We start from the raw sequence: 18,468 nt of genomic DNA, 5'->3' as shown, positions 1-18,468 counted from the left end.
CTTATATAGATCATTCGCTTGTTATATAAAGATAATTACCTATAAATTTACCATAACTGATTTACGCCAGATCAAAAAATATTGTTCATGAACACACTGGTATGTACCACGCCCGGTAGCTTTGAATATCAATTCAGCGACAAGCCTGAATTGCTAAAAGATACCGCGATTATTAAAATTAAACGCATTGGAATTTGCGGAACGGATTTGCACGCATTTAAAGGCACTCAGCCTTACTTCACTTATCCCCGCATATTGGGACATGAATTATCAGGCGAGCTGGTTTCATTCGATAATGCTCCTGGGTTTGAGGTTGGCGAGCGGGTAACTTTTATCCCGTATTTTAATTGTGGCGAGTGCATCGCTTGTCGCAGCGGCAAGCCCAACTGTTGTGCAAACATTAAAGTTTGTGGCGTACACGTTGATGGGGGTATGGTTGAATACCTGCGTGTACCATCTTATTCATTGGTACATGGGGAAGGATTGAGTTATGATGATCTGGCCCTCATCGAGCCCTTAGCTATCGGCTTGCACGGTGTTCGCAGGGCAGGAGTAAAACCGGGCGAATATGTTTTGATAATGGGTGCCGGTCCAATTGGTCTGGGGACTATGGAATTTGCACGAATAGCAGGTGGTAAAGTAATAGCACTGGATATAAGTGAAACACGCCTGCAATTTTGCCGGGAGACTTTGGATATTCCATATACTGTAAATCCGGCTAATGAAAATCCGGTTGAAGCAATCAGATCAATCACAGGTGGTGATATGGCAAGCGTCGTAATTGATGCGACCGGTAATTTGAACGCTATAAATAGCGGCATCAACTACCTGGCACACGGCGGGCGATATGTGCTGATCGGCCTGCAGAAGGAGGCTTTTAGTTTTAGTCATCCTGAATTCCACAAACGTGAATCGACCCTGATGAGCAGCCGTAATGCTACCCGTGATGATTTTGAATTTGTGATCGATTGCATGAAGACCGGCAAAGTACAGGCTGAAAACTACATCACGCATCGTACTGGATTCGATCAGCTTAAGGATGAGTTTAGCCAATGGCTCGATCCTGCAAATGGCGTTATCAAGGCAATGGTTGAGGTGGATTAATGATTTTATAAATAATGATGGGTCGCAGGAAGATTTTAATTTTAATAATCGCTTTAACAATAAGCAGCTTGTGTTACGCACAAAAAAAGCCTTTTCTTACTACAGATAAACTCAAGAGCTACGTAAATAATTTCAATTCGCTTGACACTGAAACGATTAAGAATTATGTGCCGAATGCCAGGGCCTTTACCTGGCTGTCGGCAAATGTGCCATTATTTGAATGCCCGGATTCGGCCATTGAAAAGATATACTATTACCGTTGGTGGACCTTTCGTAAACATTTGGTGCAAACACCGGACGGCTATGTGTTTACCGAATTTATCACCAATGTAAAATGGGCCGGCAAATACAATACAGTGAGCAGCGCGGTTGGGCATCAAATTTATGAAGGACGATGGTTGCACAATCCTGAATATGTTCGCGATTATATCAACTTCTGGCTGTTCGACGACCCGAAACAAGCCAAGCCGCATTTCCATGCTTTCAGCAGTTGGATAGACAACGCAGTATATAATTTCTACCTCGTTGATCCTGATAAATCGTTCATCAAACATGCCCTGCCGGCATTGGACAAAGATTACGGCGACTGGGAGCATGAGCGGCAGTTAAAAAATAAAATGTTCTGGCAGTATGATGTTCGGGATGCCATGGAAGAGTCCATCAGTGGGGGCAGGAAGGTGCAAAATATGCGGCCCACCATAAACAGCTATATGTACGGTAACGCTGATGCGCTGGCCAAAATGGCAGCAACACTTGACGATGATACACTTGAAACTAAGTACAAGCAAAAGGCGATACTGCTGAAGAAGCTTGTTCAGGACAGTCTTTGGAATGACAGTGCGAAATTTTTCGAGGTTAGGAAGCCAAATGGCAAACTGGCTGATGTGCGCGAAGAACTTGGGTTTATTCCCTGGTATTTTAATCTGCCGGATGATAAAGCCGAATACGCCGCCCAATGGGAGCAGTTAACGGATGCTAAAGGTTTTAACGCGCCCTGGGGCATTACCACTGCCGAAAGACGAAACCCGCTTTTCCGTACACATGGAACAGGGCATGGGTGTGAGTGGGATGGCGCAGTTTGGCCTTATGCTACTACTCAAACATTGAAGGGCCTTGCAAACTTGCTCACTAACTATAAAAACCGTGATGGCATGTCAAGCAAGGCTTTTTACGATGAGCTTCACAAATATGCCCTATCGCATATCAAGCGGGGCGTGCCTTATATCGGTGAATACCAGGACGAAAAGAACGGCGAATGGTTAAAAGAGGATAACCCACGGAGCAAGTACTATAATCATTCGGGTTTTTGCGATCTGGTTATAAACGATTTGGTGGGATTAAAGCCACGACCTGACGATGTATTGGAAGTTAACCCGCTTATCCCAGAAAATCAATGGAACTGGTTTTGTTTAGATAAAGTAATTTATCATGAACATACTATCACCATCATTTGGGACAAAACCGGGACAAAATATCATCGCGGAAGCGGGTTCTTTATTTACCAGGACGGCAAACAAATTTACCATGGCCGTAACCTCAAATTTGTCTCGATGCCCATGCACTCATAGCTTTTGTAACAAAGTTGAGAATGATAATATCGTATAATAGTAGGAAAAAAATGAACAGGATCGGTTAACCTGTTATAAATAGATTTGGCTAAAGTATTATCAAACAATCGTTTTGAACCTAAGTGCTGTAAAATACCAATTAGGCGATTGTTGAGGGATGATACATTGAGCACATCTTTTATAAATTTTTATCCTGGTTAACCGCATGCAAATCAGATTCATCTTTGCGTTTTGTGCCCTTTCCTTGTTTTGTTTGGTTTGTAATGCCGCAACTGCCGCGTCTGGCAAAAATATTAACCTAATTATTTCAAGTTCAGCCAATGTTCGTGTTCAGTATGGCGCTCAAAAATTATCCGGTCAATTAAAGGCCAATGGCTATACAATAAGGATCTTAAAGCAGGATAAAATAAAGGAACCTGGCAATAATATAGTTGTCGGATTAATAAAGGATCCGCTCATCAGTCGGGCTATGTCTGTGTGGCATATCAGGTTATCAAAAGTACCAGGTAAAGAGGGATTTGCTATCAATTCAACTACTAATCACAATATTTTAATCACAGGTGCAGATAATTCGGGCGCACTTTACGGGTGCCTGGAATTGGCTGATGAATTAAAGGCTGGTCATGCCTTGCCTCAAAAGATCGCCATAACTGATCAGCCGGAAATGACATTGCGTGGTGCATGCGTTGGACTACAAAAGCCAGTGCTTCTTCCAGGCAGGGGCACTTATGAATATCCCTATACCCCTGAAAACTTTCCGTGGTTTTATGACAAGGCATTGTGGCTCCGTTACCTGGATTCGCTGGCAGAAAACCGGATGAATTCGCTGTACCTGTGGAATGGTCACCCTTTTGCCTCGCTGGTCAAAGTAAAGGATTATCCCTACGCCCTCGAGGTGGATGACGCCACCTTTAAAAAGAACGAAGAAATGTACGATTTTCTCACGCGTGAAGCGGATCGTCGTGGTATTTGGGTCATCCAGGGCTTCTATAATATCATCGTATCAAAGCCCTTCGCTGAGCATAATCACCTGAAGACACAGGATCGTAACCGGCATATCGTCCCGGTCATTGCTGATTATACTCGTAAATCGATTGCTGAATTCGTAAAAAAATATCCCAATGTGGGACTGCTGATTACACTTGGTGAGGCCATGGAAGGCGTAGGACAGGATGATATTGATTGGTTTACAAAAACAATTATCCCGGGTGTTAAAGATGGTTTGAAGGAGTTGAGCCGTACAGACGAGCCACCGATTGTACTTCGGGCGCATGATACCGACGCACCGGAAGATATGAAATATGCCTTGCCATTATATAAAAACCTTTATACAATGGCCAAATACAACGGGGAAGCGCTAACTACTTATGAGCCTCATGGGCCATGGGCCGAACTGCATAAAACCCTCAGCCGGATAGGGACGGTACAAATAGAAAATGTGCACATCCTGGCCAACCTGGAGCCGTTCAGATATGGGGCGGATGATTTTATACAAAAATGTGTGCAGGCTATGCACGATATATATGGATCAAAAGGCCTGCATATTTATCCCCAGGCATCGTACTGGGATTGGCCATACACAGCAGATAATAATTCGCCTCGATTACTGGAAATGGAAAGGGATTGGATTTGGTATAAAGAATGGTCACGCTACGCTTGGAACTGTCGCCGGGATAGGACCGAAGAAGTAAAATATTGGTCGCGTTTACTGGCTGAAAGATTTGGTTGCGACGAGGTACATGGAAAGGAAATTTTAGAGGCTTATGAACAATCGGGCGAAATAGCGCCAAAGATTTTGAGGCGGTTTGGGATAACCGACGGTAACCGGCAAACGATGACTTTGGGGATGACGATGAGTGAGCTGGTTGATCCGGAGAAATACGGCTTATTTTCTTTGCTATATAATTCTGAAGGCCCTGAAGGTGAAATGCTGAGTGAATATGCTTTGAAAGAATGGAAGCATGAACCTCACAAAGGGGAGACGCCGGTAAAGGTTATAGATGATATAATGGAGGAGGGGCATAAGGCTGTAGAGGCAATTGAGCAGGCTTCAGGAAATATTAAGTCTAACAAAGCAGAATTTGATCGTCTCAAAAATGATATTTATTGCTATGATGCTCTGGCCGAATCTTATGCGCATAAGGCAAAAGCCGCTCTTTCTGTACTTCGTTATAAATATTCCAACGATATCGGCGATCTGGAAAAGGCGCTGCCCGAAATGCAAATTAGCCTCGATCATTACAAGCAATTGGTGAACCTGACCAAATCAACCTACCTGTATGCCAATAGCATGCAAACAGGCGCCCGTAAGATACCCCTCAGTGGCAAAGGCGGCAAAAACAAAACCTGGGCCGAATTACTGCCTTTTTATCAGCAGGAGTTAGATAATTTTAAGAAGAATTTAGATTCACTGAAGTCGCCACAGCCAAATGCCGGGAAGAAAAAAGCGATTCATTTGACTGATGCAGTGGTGACTTTAAGCTCATCGGATAACACTTACAAGTTATCACCAGGCAATACTGTATTTAAAGATACTACGGCGGTTATTAAAAATATAGCTCCGGAACTTGCTGGTTTACAGGGCGTCAAATTGACCAAAAGCGAACAGTTGGCCAATGGTACAACCATTAGCTTCACTAATGCAAAACCCGTGAAGGTGCTGGTTGGCTTTTTTGAAAGTAAAGAAAAACAATATCTAAAAGAGCCTCAATTAGAAACCGATGCAAGCGCGAACGATTATGGGCAGGCGGATATCAAGATTGCAAACGCTATCCAAATTGCAGGGATGCCGCCTGTAAATGTGCACACTTATACATTCGGTGCCGGCACAAATAAGCTTATTTTAGGTAGGGGTGTTTGCCTGATATTAGGTTTGGTGAATGGAGATGCCAATGTGCCTGTTTATGATGCGGGTTTGAGCAACGAAGGAAATATCAGGGATATGAGATGGTTGTTTAACTGATAAAGGATGACAAAACAGAAAAGATCACTTTGGATTAGACAGCTCCTGGTAATGTTGATAGCATCGGCAACGATGTTATCGGTTCATGCACAATCAAACGGATTGAAACTCTGGTATAAACAACCAGCGGTAAAATGGACGGATGCGCTGCCGATCGGTAACGGCACTTTGGGTGCAATGATCTATGGCGATCCTGATCGCGATCACATACAGTTTAATGAGCAAACTTTATGGACGGGTGGCCCCCGAGCATATGATCGTAAAGGAGCATATCAGTATCTTCCGGTCATACGTAAATTGCTTGCTGAAGGTAAACAGGCTGAAGCCGAATCCATATCGCAGATCCATTTTATGGGTTTGAAAAGCCACGAAGCAACCTATGCCGCTGACTCCGCTGCCTGGGTAAGAAAAATCCGAAGTAATGTAAAGCCTGCCGCCGCCGGTTTTGATGATGCGAAATGGAAAACTATCAAGCAACCGCTGGCAAACGGGTGGGAAACAATTCCTGGCTTTGAAGGGCTGGACGGTGCTGTTTGGCTACGAAATAGTTTTTACCTGTCGCCCGATATGGCCGGTAAGAAAATGGTACTGAATATCGGCCGCGTGCGCGATATGGATTTTACCTATGTAAACGGTAAGCTCATCGGCTCTGCAAATTATACCAAAAGCCGGAAATATGTGATTCCCGAAGGTGTGTTGCATGCCGGTGTGAACACCATTGCTATTCAGGTGCTCAACTTTTATGATAAAGGCGGATTAACCACCATCAAAGAAAAACAGGAAGTATATCCGGAAGCGGAGCCTTCAAAGACCATTGTATTGAATCCCGAATGGAAATATTGGATGCAGGATGGTAATCCGCCTGCGTATCCACGATATAATGCCGATTACCAGCCTTTTGGCGATTTGTATTTACAATTTCATCAACAAAAAGTATCATCCTACAAGCGCGATCTTGACATCAGCAATGCCACAGCACATGTTTACTATAATGCAGGTGGCGTAAATTATACCCGTGAATACATTGCTGATGCGCCTGATAAGGTGATTGCTATACATTTGACAGCAGATCAATCGAACAAAATCACTTGTAATGCATTGTTGAATACACTGCATAAATACTTTTCCACAAAGAAAATTGACGATCACACACTAGCACTTTATTTGAAGGTACACGATGGCGTGCTGCATGGGGTCAGCTATTTATATGTAAAAACTAATGGCGGAAAAGTTGATGTTTCATCCAAAGAAATAAAAATTACCGGTGCTAACGAGGCAACGCTTTATTTGATGGCCGCAACAAACTTTAAAAGCTATAAAGATGTTTCCGGTAATCCTGAGGCCATTTGCCAACTTGTAAAGAGCAAGCTGGCTAAAAAAAGTTATCAGCAGATAAGGGCAAGTCATATCAAAGATTACCAGCATTATTTTAACCGGTTTTCTATCAACTTAGGATCGACGGCAAACGATACTCTGCCAACTGACGGGCGTATATTAAAATTCGGCAACGCTGCAGACCCTTCGCTAATAGCACTGTATGTGCAATATGGCAGATATCTGCTTATTTCATCATCCCGCCCCGGAAGTAAGGAGCCCGCAAACTTACAGGGCTTGTGGAACAACCTCCCGGAACCGCCATGGGGCAGCAAGTTTACTACCAATATCAACCTGGAGATGAATTACTGGCCATCGGAAGAATTGAACCTGCCGGCATGCAGTGAACCGCTTTTTGATATGATCCATGAGTTATCTCAAACCGGAAGTATAACCGCCAAAACTTATTATAATGCTCCGGGTTGGGTTTTACATCATAATACTGATCTGTGGCGCGGAACGGCCGCCGTTAATTCCTCCACGCATGGTATTTGGGTTAGTGGTGGAGCCTGGCTCTGTCATCAGCTTTGGGAGCATTACTTGTTTACAAAAGATCAGAATTTTCTTCGAAAAAGTGCTTACCCGGAAATGCGGGGAGCGGCAGAGTTCTTTGTCCATTTCCTGGTAAAAGATCCTGAAACAGGCTATCTGATCAGTACACCATCAAATTCGCCCGAGCATGGCGGACTGGTTGCCGGTCCAACAATGGATCACCAGATTATTCGAGATCTCTATAAAAACTGCATAGCAGCTTCGAAGATTTTAGGTATCGACTCAAAATTCAGGGATACACTTCAGGATCAATACAGCCGGATAGCACCCGATAAAATAGGCCGTTACGGACAGTTGCAGGAGTGGATGCAGGATAAGGACGATACGGCGGATACTCATCGGCATGTTTCGCACATGTGGGGTGTTTATCCGGGTACCGATATTACCTGGAATACACCTGATCTAATGAAAGCCGCAAGACAATCGCTGATTTATAGGGGGGATGAGGGCACCGGTTGGAGCATAGCATGGAAGGTTAACCTTTGGGCGCGCCTGAAAGATGGCGATCATGCTATGAAGTTATTCGATATGCTGCTTTCACCTGCCGACGTAAGTTCCGGAAAAGAAAAAGGCGGTATCTATCACAATTTATTTGATGCCCATCCGCCGTTCCAGATCGATGGAAACTTCGGCGGCGCTGCCGGCCTTGCCGAGATGCTCCTGCAAAGCCAGGGAGATGCCATTGAGCTACTGCCAGCATTGCCATCTGCCTTGCCCCAGGGCGAGGTTAAAGGCATTTGCGCCCGCGGCGGTTTTGAACTGGATTACAGCTGGGACAAAGGAGAATTGAAACAAGTAAAAGTGCTGTCAAAAGCAGGAGGTGTTTGTAAGTTGAGGTATCACGATAAGACCGTAACTGTAAATACCAAAAAAGGTGAGAGCTATCAGTTTGACGATATGCTAAAAAAGATCTAATAGTGAAGAAGTCGTATCGCATCAATCAGAAATATCCGTATCAGCTTTTCTACCGGAATGGATGGATGCTTTTTGTCGCGCTTATGGTCTTTTTTATTGACCAGTCAGCTATTGCCCAGCAAAGCATCCGTAATGAAATATTACTCAATGCCAATTGGCGAACCATCGCAGATACTGCCAGTATTAATGCACACGATGGTTTCGAGAAACAAGGATTTCGTGATCGAAATTGGGAAAGGGTTGATGTGCCTCATAACTGGGATAATTACGGAGGTTACCGGCGGCTGAAACATGGCAACCTTCATGGTTACGCCTGGTACCGGAAAACATTTATGTTAACTAACCAACCCTCAGGTAAACGATATTTTTTGTGGTTCGAAGGAGTTGGATCGTATGCTACTGTATGGCTAAATGGTATCCTTGTTGGTCACCATGCAGGTGGGCGTACTACCTTTACAATAGATGTTACCCAAGCCATAAAATCTAATGGCATTAACTTGCTTTGCGTTCGTGCAGATCACCCGGCGTTTATTAAAGATTTGCCATGGGTATGCGGCGCTGACTCGGATGATCCTGGTTTCTCTGAAGGATCACAGCCCATGGGCATTTTCAGACCGGTACACCTTATTGTAACTAATGATGTAAGGATAGAACCTTTTGGCCTGCATGTATGGAACGACACGACTGTTACGGAAAAATCGGCCACGCTTAACCTCGAAACTACGATAAAGAATTATGCTGCAAGTTCACGGAATACAATTGTTTTGAATAAACTCATTGATGCCAAAGGACAAACAATCAGCGAAACAAAGTCGGCATCAAAACTTAAGGCGGGTGAAACGTCTGTAATTAAACAGGTAATTAAAGCTAATCAGGTTCACCTGTGGTCGCCAGATCATCCTTATTTGTATACTATTGTATCACAGGTTATTATTGATGGGAAGGTGGCAGGTCAGACATCTACGCCCTACGGTATACGTTGGATAAGCTGGCCTATAGGAAGAAATAATGGTGATAATCGTTTTTATGTAAACGGGAAATCGTTTTTCATCAATGGTATTGCCGAATATGAGCACCTGATGGGTAACAGCCAGGCATTTAGCCCGCAGGAAATAAGGGCCAGGGTAATGCAAGTGAAAGCTGCCGGCTTTAACGCTTTTCGCGATGCCCATCAACCGCATAACCTGGAGTATCAGAAATACTGGGAAAAGCTTGGGATATTGTGGTGGCCGCAATATTCGGCGCATATTTGGTACGATTCACCCGAATTTAGGGACAATTTTAAGGCCTTACTGCGTGATTGGATAAAAGAACGCCGGAATAACCCCGCCGTAATTTTATGGGGCCTGCAAAACGAAAGCCGCTTGCCTCCTGACTTTGCCCGTGAATGTTCGGCTATCATCCGCGAGATGGATCCAACGGCTTCTTCGCAGCGAAAAATAACAACCTGCAATGGCGGCAGCGGAACGGATTGGGACGTGCCGCAAAACTGGTCGGGCACCTATGGTGGTAATCCGATGAATTATGCCGATGAACTGCAAAAGCAGATACTGGTAGGCGAGTACGGTGCATGGCGCAGCCTCGATCTTCACTCTGAAGGATCTTTTATACAAAACGGCACCTTGAGCGAGGATCGCATGGCTCAGTTGATGGAAACAAAAGTGCGCCTGGCTGAATCTGTAAAAGATAAAGTTGCCGGGCAATTTCATTGGCTTCTTTACTCGCATGAAAACCCCGGCAGGGTACAAGGGGGCGAAGGCTTTCGAGAATTGGACCGTGTCGGACCTGTAAACTATAAGGGACTGTTTACCATTTGGGGCCAGCCGGTAGATGCTTTCTACATGTTCAGATCGAACTATGCGCCTGCCGATAAAGAGCCTATGGTTTATATCGTATCACATACCTGGCCAAACCGTTGGCTTAAACCGGGTATTAAAGACAGTATTACCGTCTACTCAAATTGCGATGAAGTTGAGTTATTCAATGATGTAAACCGGATTTCATTAGGTAAAAAGAAAAGAACCGGAATTGGTACCCATTTTCAATGGGATGGGGTGAATATCAAGTATAATGTTTTGTATGCAGTAGGTTATCTGCATGGTAAAGCCGTCGCACATGATTATATCGTGCTAAATCATCTGCCTGCAGCGCCCCATATAAATCAGCTTTTCACCGGCGATTCTCAGATATTGAAACCGGCTCCTGGTTATAAATACCTGTATAGGGTTAATTGTGGTGGGCCGGATTATCTCGACAAGCGTGGAAATTTATGGATGGCCGATGCGCATAAAAACAGTAAAGCAACCTGGGGATCACTTTCATGGACTGATGATTACCCCGGCATGCCCGCTTTTTTTGGCAACCAGCAACGGACTTTCGATCCCATACAATCGACGGACGACAGTAAGCTGTTCCAAACCTTCAGATTTGGAATGAACAAACTCAAATATGAATTTCCGGTGCCTGATGGTGATTATCGTGTAGAGCTTTATTTCACTGAGCCCTGGTATGGTGCAGGTGGAGGGATGGACTGTACCGGCTGGCGGGTGTTTGATGTAGCAGTTAATGGTAAGACAGAGATTAAAAACCTGGATATATGGAAAGAAGCAGGTTATGATCGTGCGTTGAAAAAAGTTATAAATGTCCATGTTTCCGGCGGGCAGTTGCAGATTTCGTTTCCTCACACTTTGGCCGGAGAGGCCATTATTTCAGCAGTTGCAATAAGTACACTTAATCAACATGCTAAATCAGCGGCTTCTTCAGGTGAGGTGATCAAAAATTTTAGGATTAATAGCACAGCTGTGAAGCAATGGTCGCTGCAATCATGGATGGACATCGGCGATTCTGCATACACCGACGCTAATATAAGTTTCAGCCAATTGCCGCCTGTTCTGTATGGGGCCGGTTGGATAAAAACGCCGGAGCATATCAATCAGCATTCTTCGCCACCAACTTTTGCGGTAAGAGAGACGAGTGATGTTTACATAGCCATTAATGCAAAGGTCGAAGATCGGCCTGATTGGCTAAAAGAATATCAACCTACAGGTCTATCACTACAGACTGATGAGAGCGGGGGCACCGGCTTCGCGATCTTTAAAAAAAGGTTTACTGGCGGTTCAACCGTTACCCTTGGAGCTTGCCGCAATAATCAAAAATATACTGTCGCAGTGTTGCCTGTTACAACACTTGCGCCCGCGGTTGATTTAAAGAAAAGCGTAAACTATCCGGTGGATAATGCAACGACAAATGCCGGAGCTATTCGTGATACAATAGGAAGTAAAAAGGTTATCCGCTTTGTAAAACCGGGAGCTGAGATCAGCTTTATCATCTCACCTGGCGTCGCTGATAAATACACATTACGGTTCAAATATTATAATGCTGAAGAGAAAACCATTTCGGTAAAAATGCAATTGCAGACTGCTGATGGAACTGTAATGAAAACGGAGGAACTGAACTTTAAACCGGTTAAGAAGAATAAAACCGGAACGGTAACAACAACGACAGGTACCAGTATTAATGCCGGAAATTACAAGGTAATACTTACGGCGGTTGATGCTGATGGCCTGGCAATATCCGGGCTCGAAATGCAATGATATCAGATAATAATTAACGATCAATGACAAAGCTGTTTTATTTGATTCTTTTGATACTCCCGATACAGGTACTGGCCCAAAATCTGAAGCTGAGCAACCTCCGCTGTGAGTATAAAACGAATCCGATCGGCATTGAGTCGGTACAACTAAGACTGAGTTGGGAGATGCGGTCTGGCGAACGGAATGTAATACAGACAGCTTACCGTATACTGGTTGCTGATAGTCCTGAAGCGCTAAATAACGGGACGGGCAATGTATGGGATTCTAAAAAAGTGATATCTTCCGCCTCTATCCAGGTATCTTATAAAGGACGTCCTCTGCAATCATCAAAAGTCTATTATTGGAAGGTAAAAGTTTGGGATAATCATGGTCATGTTTCAGATTGGAGTGAAATAGCGAAATGGCAAATGGGCTTATTAAACCCGCTTGACTGGAAAGATGCAAAATGGATCGCTTATAATCGGATGCCTGACAGTGATCGCATTGTGCCCTTTATTCATGGTCGCGGGCCAAAAAAACGGGGTTATACTAATGACACACTGCCGCTGCTGCGTAAGACCTTCACGATAAACAAACCTATAAGAAGTGCAACCATTTATATTTCGGGACTTGGCCATTTTGATTTGAGCTTAAATGGAACAAAAGTCAGTGATGATTTTCTTAACCCGGGATGGACGCAGTATGATAAACAAGCCTTATATGTGCCGTTTGATCTGACGGACAAGCTTCAGCAAGGTGATAATACACTTGGGGTGATGCTGGGCAATGGCCTTTATTTTATTCCGAGAGACAAACGATACCGGAAGCTGACTGGCGGATATGGTTATCCTAAAATGATATGCCGACTGGTACTTGAATACCAGGACGGAACTTCTGAAAGTGCTGTAAGCGACGAAACCTGGAAAACTGCTGCCGGACCTATTACTTTCAGCAGTATTTACGGAGGTGAAGATTATAATGCCAACCTTGAACAAACCGGATGGGATACTCCAACTTTTAATGATGCGAAATGGCGAAATGCAGTAGTCGTTGGCGGTCCCGCTGAATTGAATGCTCAAATGGCTGAGCCAATAAAAATATTCGAACACTTTTCACCTATAAAACGCATCAGACTTGGGCCGGACAAATTTGTTTATGATCTGGGTCAGAATGCATCAGGGATCCCATTCATTAAAGTACAAGGAAAGAAGGGCGACACCGTGAGAATCATCCCCGCTGAATTGCTGAATGAGGATAGTACCGTTAGCCAAAAAGGTTCGGGCGGACCTATGTATTTTGACTATGTTTTAAAGGGCAACGGTGTTGAAACCTGGCATCCGCAGTTTACCTATTATGGTTTCAGATACCTGCAGGTGGAAGGCGCTGTGCCTGAAACAGAGGACAATCCACAGAAATTACCTGGGCTGCTGGAGATTATTGGCCTTCATATCCGCAATGCTGCGGAACGCGTCGGAACATTTAGCTGTTCCAATCAACTGTTCAATAAAACCTTTAACCTGATCGACTGGGCCATACAAAGCAATATGATGAGCTTGTTTACCGATTGTCCACACCGGGAGAAACTGGGTTGGCTGGAAGAGGTTCACCTGATGGGTAATTCGATCCGCTACAATTATGATATCGCCAACTTGTGCCGCAAGAGCATCAACGATATGAAACTTGCGCAAACCACGGAAGGCCTTATTCCTGAAATAGCGCCTGAATACGTAAAATTTGGCGAACCATTCAGGGATTCGCCGGAATGGGGGAGCAGCGCCGTGATCATGCCCTGGTATGTTTACCAATGGTATGGTGATAAACAGGAACTTGCGGGAAGCTACAATATGATAAAGCGCTATTTGGCCTATCTCGGGTCGAAAGCAGATCGTCATATACTTAATGAAGGTTTGGGAGATTGGTACGATATTGGACCCAAGGCACCCGGCCTTTCTCAAAACACGCCAAAAGGAATAACTGCAACTGCGATCTACTATTACGATCTCCGGATAGCAGCTCATATAGCCAAGTTACTGGGCAAAAATGACGACGCTGCTGCTTATGAAAGTCTGGCAAAGCAAGTTCGCAAAGCCTTTAACAAAACGTTTTTTAATATCGAAACAAAACAATATGGAAGCGGCAGTCAAACAGCGAACGCTATGGCGGTGTACATGCAACTGGTTGAGCCGCAATATAAAAAAGCAGTTATCGCGAATATTATAAAGGATATTCGGGACAGAGGCAACAGTCTTACAGCAGGTGACATCGGCTATCGATATCTATTACAAGTGCTTGAAAACGCAGGCCGATCAGATGTTGTATTCGATATGAACAGCCGGTCGGATGTGCCTGGTTACGGTTATCAATTGGCCAAAGGCGCAACCGCATTAACTGAATCCTGGCAGGCACGATCGGCCGTCTCGAATGATCACCTGATGCTTGGCCATTTGATGGAATGGTTTTACAGCGGGTTAGGTGGTATAGATGCTGCCGCCGGAGCCATTGCATCAAATAAAATAGTGATAAAGCCCGAGCCTGTCGGCGACATCACTTATGCGAAGACCAGTTATCACTCTCCTTATGGCGTCATTTCTACCGATTGGAAAAAATCAGATTCAAAGTTTGAGTTAACGGTTCAGATCCCGGCAAATACGAGTGCAGCAATCTATTTGCCTGCGAGGAAGGGTGATAATATCCGCGAAGGCCGAAAGCTGCTTAATACCAATAAGGACATAAAATTTATAGCCTATAAAAATGGCCGGGCATTAGTCAAAGCGGGCTCAGGTACTTACCATTTTGTAGTGATTAAACGATAGAAACTTAAAATGAAGTTAAAATATATTTTTATTACAATGTTGTTTGGCTTGTTGGATATAAGCTCAGGTTATGCGCAATCCAGGCCGGATAAAGTGCCTGATCAAGTAATGCAATCTATTTATGAACAAGTAAAAACTCCTTATAAATATGGTTTGGTGATAGCGCCGGATGATAATTCCAAAAAAGCTGATTGCCCGACAGTATTTCGCAAGGGCGATGATTGGTTCATGACCTATATTATTTTTAATGGCCGCGGGTATGAAACCTGGCTTGCAAAAAGCGTCGATCTGCTGCATTGGAAAACACAGGGGCGCATTATGTCATTTTCGGATACAACCAACTGGGATTGTAATCAAAAAGCAGGCTATGCCGCGCTGGAAGATATGAAATGGGGCGGCAGCTACAAACTGCAGAAGTATGACGGGAAATACTGGATGTCGTATTTCGGCGGGCATGAGCGAGGTTATGAGAAAGGACGAATGGGAATTGGAATCAGTTATACTGATGAAGACCCATCTGTTCCTCATGAATGGCTGAGGCTCGACCATCCTGTGCTGACGCCTGATGATCCGGATGTGAGCTGGTGGGATAACCATGTGCAATACAAGGAAACCATTATTTGGGATAAATCGAAACTCATAGGTCACCCGTTCCTGATGTATTACAATGCCAATGGCGATAGCGTCAATAAAAAGCGCGGTGCTGAACGGATCGGGTTGGCGGTTTCTGACGATATGCTGCACTGGAAGCGATACGGAAAAGACCCTGTACTCAATCATGGTCCGGGTATAACAGGCGATCCCGATATTCAAAAGATCGGTAATGTTTATGTGATGTTCTACTTCGGAGCATTTTGGAAAACCGCCCCCGGTGGCGTATTTAACCGTTTCGCCTGCTCGTACGACCTGGTGCACTGGACTGATTGGACCGGCGAAAAACTGATCCAGTCATCAGAGCCATATGATAATGAATTCGCGCATAAATCTTGCGTGATCAAATACAAAGGAGTTGTGTACCACTTTTATTGCGCGGTGAATAAAGCACAGCAACGGGGCATAGCTGTTGCCACATCGAAGGATATGGGAAAAAGCTCGCTCAATTTTGTTGCTCCTCCTGTGAAAGTTAAAAAATAAGCCAGCGATAAACGAGGATGAGAGCACTAAGCATTTTTATACTGACTATAGTTTTTGGTTGCACAATAGCTTCGGCCCAAAAGCCGCGCAAAGTTATTTCCTTCGATGATAACTGGCGGTTTATGTTAGGTGACAACGAACAGGCCAAAAATGCTAAATTTGACGACAGTAAATGGCGCAGGCTTAACTTGCCGCATGACTGGAGCATTGAAGGAAGCTTTGATGAAAAGAACCCAACTAAACAGGCAGAAGGTGGTCTGCCGGCAGGTATTGGATGGTATCGAAAAACGTTTATCGTACCAAATTCATCAAAAAATAAGAATGTCTTTATTGATTTTGATGGGGTCTATCGTAACAGCGAGGTTTGGATAAATGGTCATTACCTGGGCAAAAGGTCCAATGGTTATATTTCTTTCAGCCACAATCTTACACCTTATCTAAAATTCGGCGCTCAGAATAATGTGATTGCTGTTAAGGTTGATAATTCAGGTCAACCCAACTCGAGGTGGTATACAGGATCGGGTATCAACCGTAATGTGTGGTTTAGAACCGTAAACAAAACTCATTTTTGCCGGTGGGGAACCTTTGTTGTTACGCCACAAATAACAACCAGCGCGGCAACGGTTCATATAAGCGCAAGCATAGTACAAGGTGTAAGAGATCTTAAGCTGGAAACGATTATTTTGGATGAAGAAGGGAAGGAAGTTGCTTCATGTTTATCACCAGTAAAAAATGCTGTGGATACAGCGATAACTTTTGCCGAACAAAACCTTGTTATTAAATCCCCGGCTCTTTGGTCGCCATCGCATCCTTACCTGTACAAAATAGCACTTCAGTTGCTGCACAAGGGCAAGGTGTTGGATAACTATACCGTGAATACCGGTCTCCGCTCATTTAGCTTCGATTCAAAAAACGGTTTTTCACTGAATGGTGTCCAAATGAAAATAAAGGGCGTTTGCATGCATGAAAATTTAGGCGCACTGGGATCAGCCGTTAATAGTAGCGCTATTGCCCGGCAGTTGAAATTGCTGAAGGATATGGGATGCAATGCTATTCGCACGGCCCACAATCCGCCAGCACCGGAATTCCTGGACCTTTGCGATCAAATGGGTTTCCTGGTAATGGATGAGGCCTTTGATATGTGGCGTAAGAAAAAAAATGCCCATGATTATCATGAAGACTGGACCGGATGGTATAAACGCGATCTCACCGACCAGGTACTGCGCGACCGTAACCATCCCTGCGTTTTTATGTGGAGCATTGGGAACGAGATCAGAGAGCAGTTTGACAGTACCGGGACAAGCATTGCCCGGGAGTTGGTGGGCATTGTGAAAGCTATTGATAACACCCGACCCGTTACTTCAGCCTTAAGCGAACCGGATCCGCATAAAAATTTCATCTACAAGTCCGGAGCACTGGATGTTGTCGGTTTAAATTATCACCAGGATTTGTATCCGGATTTTCTGAAAAATTATCCCGGACAAAAATTTGTCGCTACGGAAACCATGTCTGCGCTGGAAACAAGGGGTTTTTATGACCAGCCGACCGATTCCACACGCTATTGGCCCAAAAGCTCAAAAATTCCATTTAAAGATGGCAATGCCGATTTTGCTGTTACTGCCTATGATAATGTTGCGGCATATTGGGGTTCGACACATGAAGAAACCTGGAAGATCATCAAAAAGTACGATTTCCTGTCGGGCTTATTTGTCTGGACAGGGTTCGATTATTTAGGTGAGCCGACACCTTATCCCTGGCCGGCAAGGAGCTCATATTTTGGTATAATCGACCTTGCTGGATTCCCGAAAGATGTTTATTACATGTATCAAAGCGAATGGACCAATAAACCTGTTCTGCATCTGCTGCCGCATTGGAACTGGAAACCGGGACAAATGGTTGATGTTTGGACATATTACAGCCAGGCCGACGAAGTTGAATTGTTTTTGAACGGCAAATCGTTGGGCATAAGAACTAAGCAAGGCGATGATCTGCATGTATCATGGCAAGTGAAATTTGAGCCGGGAGTACTAAAGATTGTCTCACGCAAAGCAGGAAAAGTGGTCCTTACAGAAGAAGAGCATACCGCCGGACCTGCGGCAAAAATTATCTTATCAGCTGATAGGAACTCGATAAAAGCAGATAGAAAAGACCTGTCGTTTATAACCGTGAAAATTGTGGATAAGAACGGCTTTATCGTTCCCGATGCTGATAACCAGGTTAGTTTTAGTGTAACGGGGTCTGCTCGAATTGCCGGAGTTGATAATGGTTCGCAGATCAGTATAGAGCCTTTTAAGGCCAATCATCGCAAAGCGTTCCATGGTTTGTGTTTGGCAATTATTCAATCAGGTAGCAAGACGGGGGCGATTTCTGTTACTGCAAAATCTCCCGGATTGGAACCTGCAAACCTGGAACTGAAGACAATCATGTAACAGTTTTAGTAACGATATTTGATAGAACGATTTTTAAGCATAAGC

The 18,468-nt window shown here is 44.3% G+C and carries 8 protein-coding genes; all 8 read left to right on the top strand.

The annotated features are described in order from the left end of the window. The first annotated feature begins 87 nt into the window (after positions 1-87). The 8 genes from VIM89_RS19385 to VIM89_RS19350 all read left to right on the top strand — a co-directional run bounded on the left by VIM89_RS19385 (position 88) and on the right by VIM89_RS19350 (position 18,423). Positions 88-1,104, top strand: coding sequence for a zinc-binding alcohol dehydrogenase family protein (locus VIM89_RS19385; protein ID WP_488157839.1), 1,017 nt, complete (start codon positions 88-90; stop codon positions 1,102-1,104). Positions 1,105-1,172: 68 nt separating this feature from the next. Further along, positions 1,173-2,672 carry an MGH1-like glycoside hydrolase domain-containing protein gene (locus VIM89_RS19380; protein ID WP_488157838.1) on the top strand — a complete coding sequence of 500 codons (1,500 nt, stop codon included), beginning with the start codon at positions 1,173-1,175 and terminating at the stop codon, positions 2,670-2,672. A 205-nt stretch (positions 2,673-2,877) separates the two neighbouring features. Then, a complete protein-coding gene (locus tag VIM89_RS19375; protein ID WP_488157837.1) occupies positions 2,878-5,634 on the top strand; it encodes an alpha-d-galacturonidase in 2,757 nt (918 codons plus the stop codon). Positions 5,635-5,640: 6 nt separating this feature from the next. Beyond that, positions 5,641-8,475 (top strand): glycoside hydrolase family 95 protein, encoded by a 2,835-nt coding sequence (locus VIM89_RS19370; protein ID WP_488157836.1) that lies wholly within the window; start codon positions 5,641-5,643, stop codon positions 8,473-8,475. Between the two features lie 2 nt (positions 8,476-8,477). Continuing rightward, positions 8,478-12,068 (top strand): malectin domain-containing carbohydrate-binding protein, encoded by a 3,591-nt coding sequence (locus tag VIM89_RS19365; protein WP_488157835.1) that lies wholly within the window; start codon positions 8,478-8,480, stop codon positions 12,066-12,068. A 23-nt stretch (positions 12,069-12,091) separates the two neighbouring features. Further along, positions 12,092-14,860, top strand: coding sequence for a family 78 glycoside hydrolase catalytic domain (locus VIM89_RS19360; protein ID WP_488157834.1), 2,769 nt, complete (start codon positions 12,092-12,094; stop codon positions 14,858-14,860). Between the two features lie 9 nt (positions 14,861-14,869). Continuing rightward, entirely contained in the window at positions 14,870-15,994 is a 1,125-nt protein-coding gene (locus tag VIM89_RS19355; protein WP_488157833.1) for a glycosylase, read from the top strand. Positions 15,995-16,011: 17 nt separating this feature from the next. After that, the gene (locus VIM89_RS19350) at positions 16,012-18,423 is read left to right on the top strand and encodes a glycoside hydrolase family 2 TIM barrel-domain containing protein (protein ID WP_488157832.1); all 2,412 of its coding nucleotides are present in this window, start codon (positions 16,012-16,014) and stop codon (positions 18,421-18,423) included. Positions 18,424-18,468: the final 45 nt, after the last annotated feature.

Origin of the sequence: Mucilaginibacter sp., from assembly GCF_036568825.1 — a bacterium.
In the GTDB taxonomy this organism is placed as follows: Bacteria; Bacteroidota; Bacteroidia; order Sphingobacteriales; family Sphingobacteriaceae; genus Mucilaginibacter.
The sequence above is the reverse complement of the archived record's forward strand: the minus strand, read 5'-3'. Positions and strand labels throughout refer to the sequence as shown.

Excerpts from the sequence above, each read along its gene's own strand:
- VIM89_RS19385 (WP_488157839.1), top strand. The coding sequence starts at position 88 with ATGAACACACTGGTATGTACCACGCCCGGTAGCTTTGAATATCAATTC.
- VIM89_RS19375 (WP_488157837.1), top strand. The coding sequence starts at position 2,878 with ATGCAAATCAGATTCATCTTTGCGTTTTGTGCCCTTTCCTTGTTTTGT.
- VIM89_RS19370 (WP_488157836.1), top strand. The coding sequence starts at position 5,641 with ATGACAAAACAGAAAAGATCACTTTGGATTAGACAGCTCCTGGTAATG.
- VIM89_RS19360 (WP_488157834.1), top strand. The coding sequence starts at position 12,092 with ATGACAAAGCTGTTTTATTTGATTCTTTTGATACTCCCGATACAGGTA.
- VIM89_RS19355 (WP_488157833.1), top strand. The coding sequence starts at position 14,870 with ATGAAGTTAAAATATATTTTTATTACAATGTTGTTTGGCTTGTTGGAT.
- VIM89_RS19350 (WP_488157832.1), top strand. The coding sequence starts at position 16,012 with ATGAGAGCACTAAGCATTTTTATACTGACTATAGTTTTTGGTTGCACA.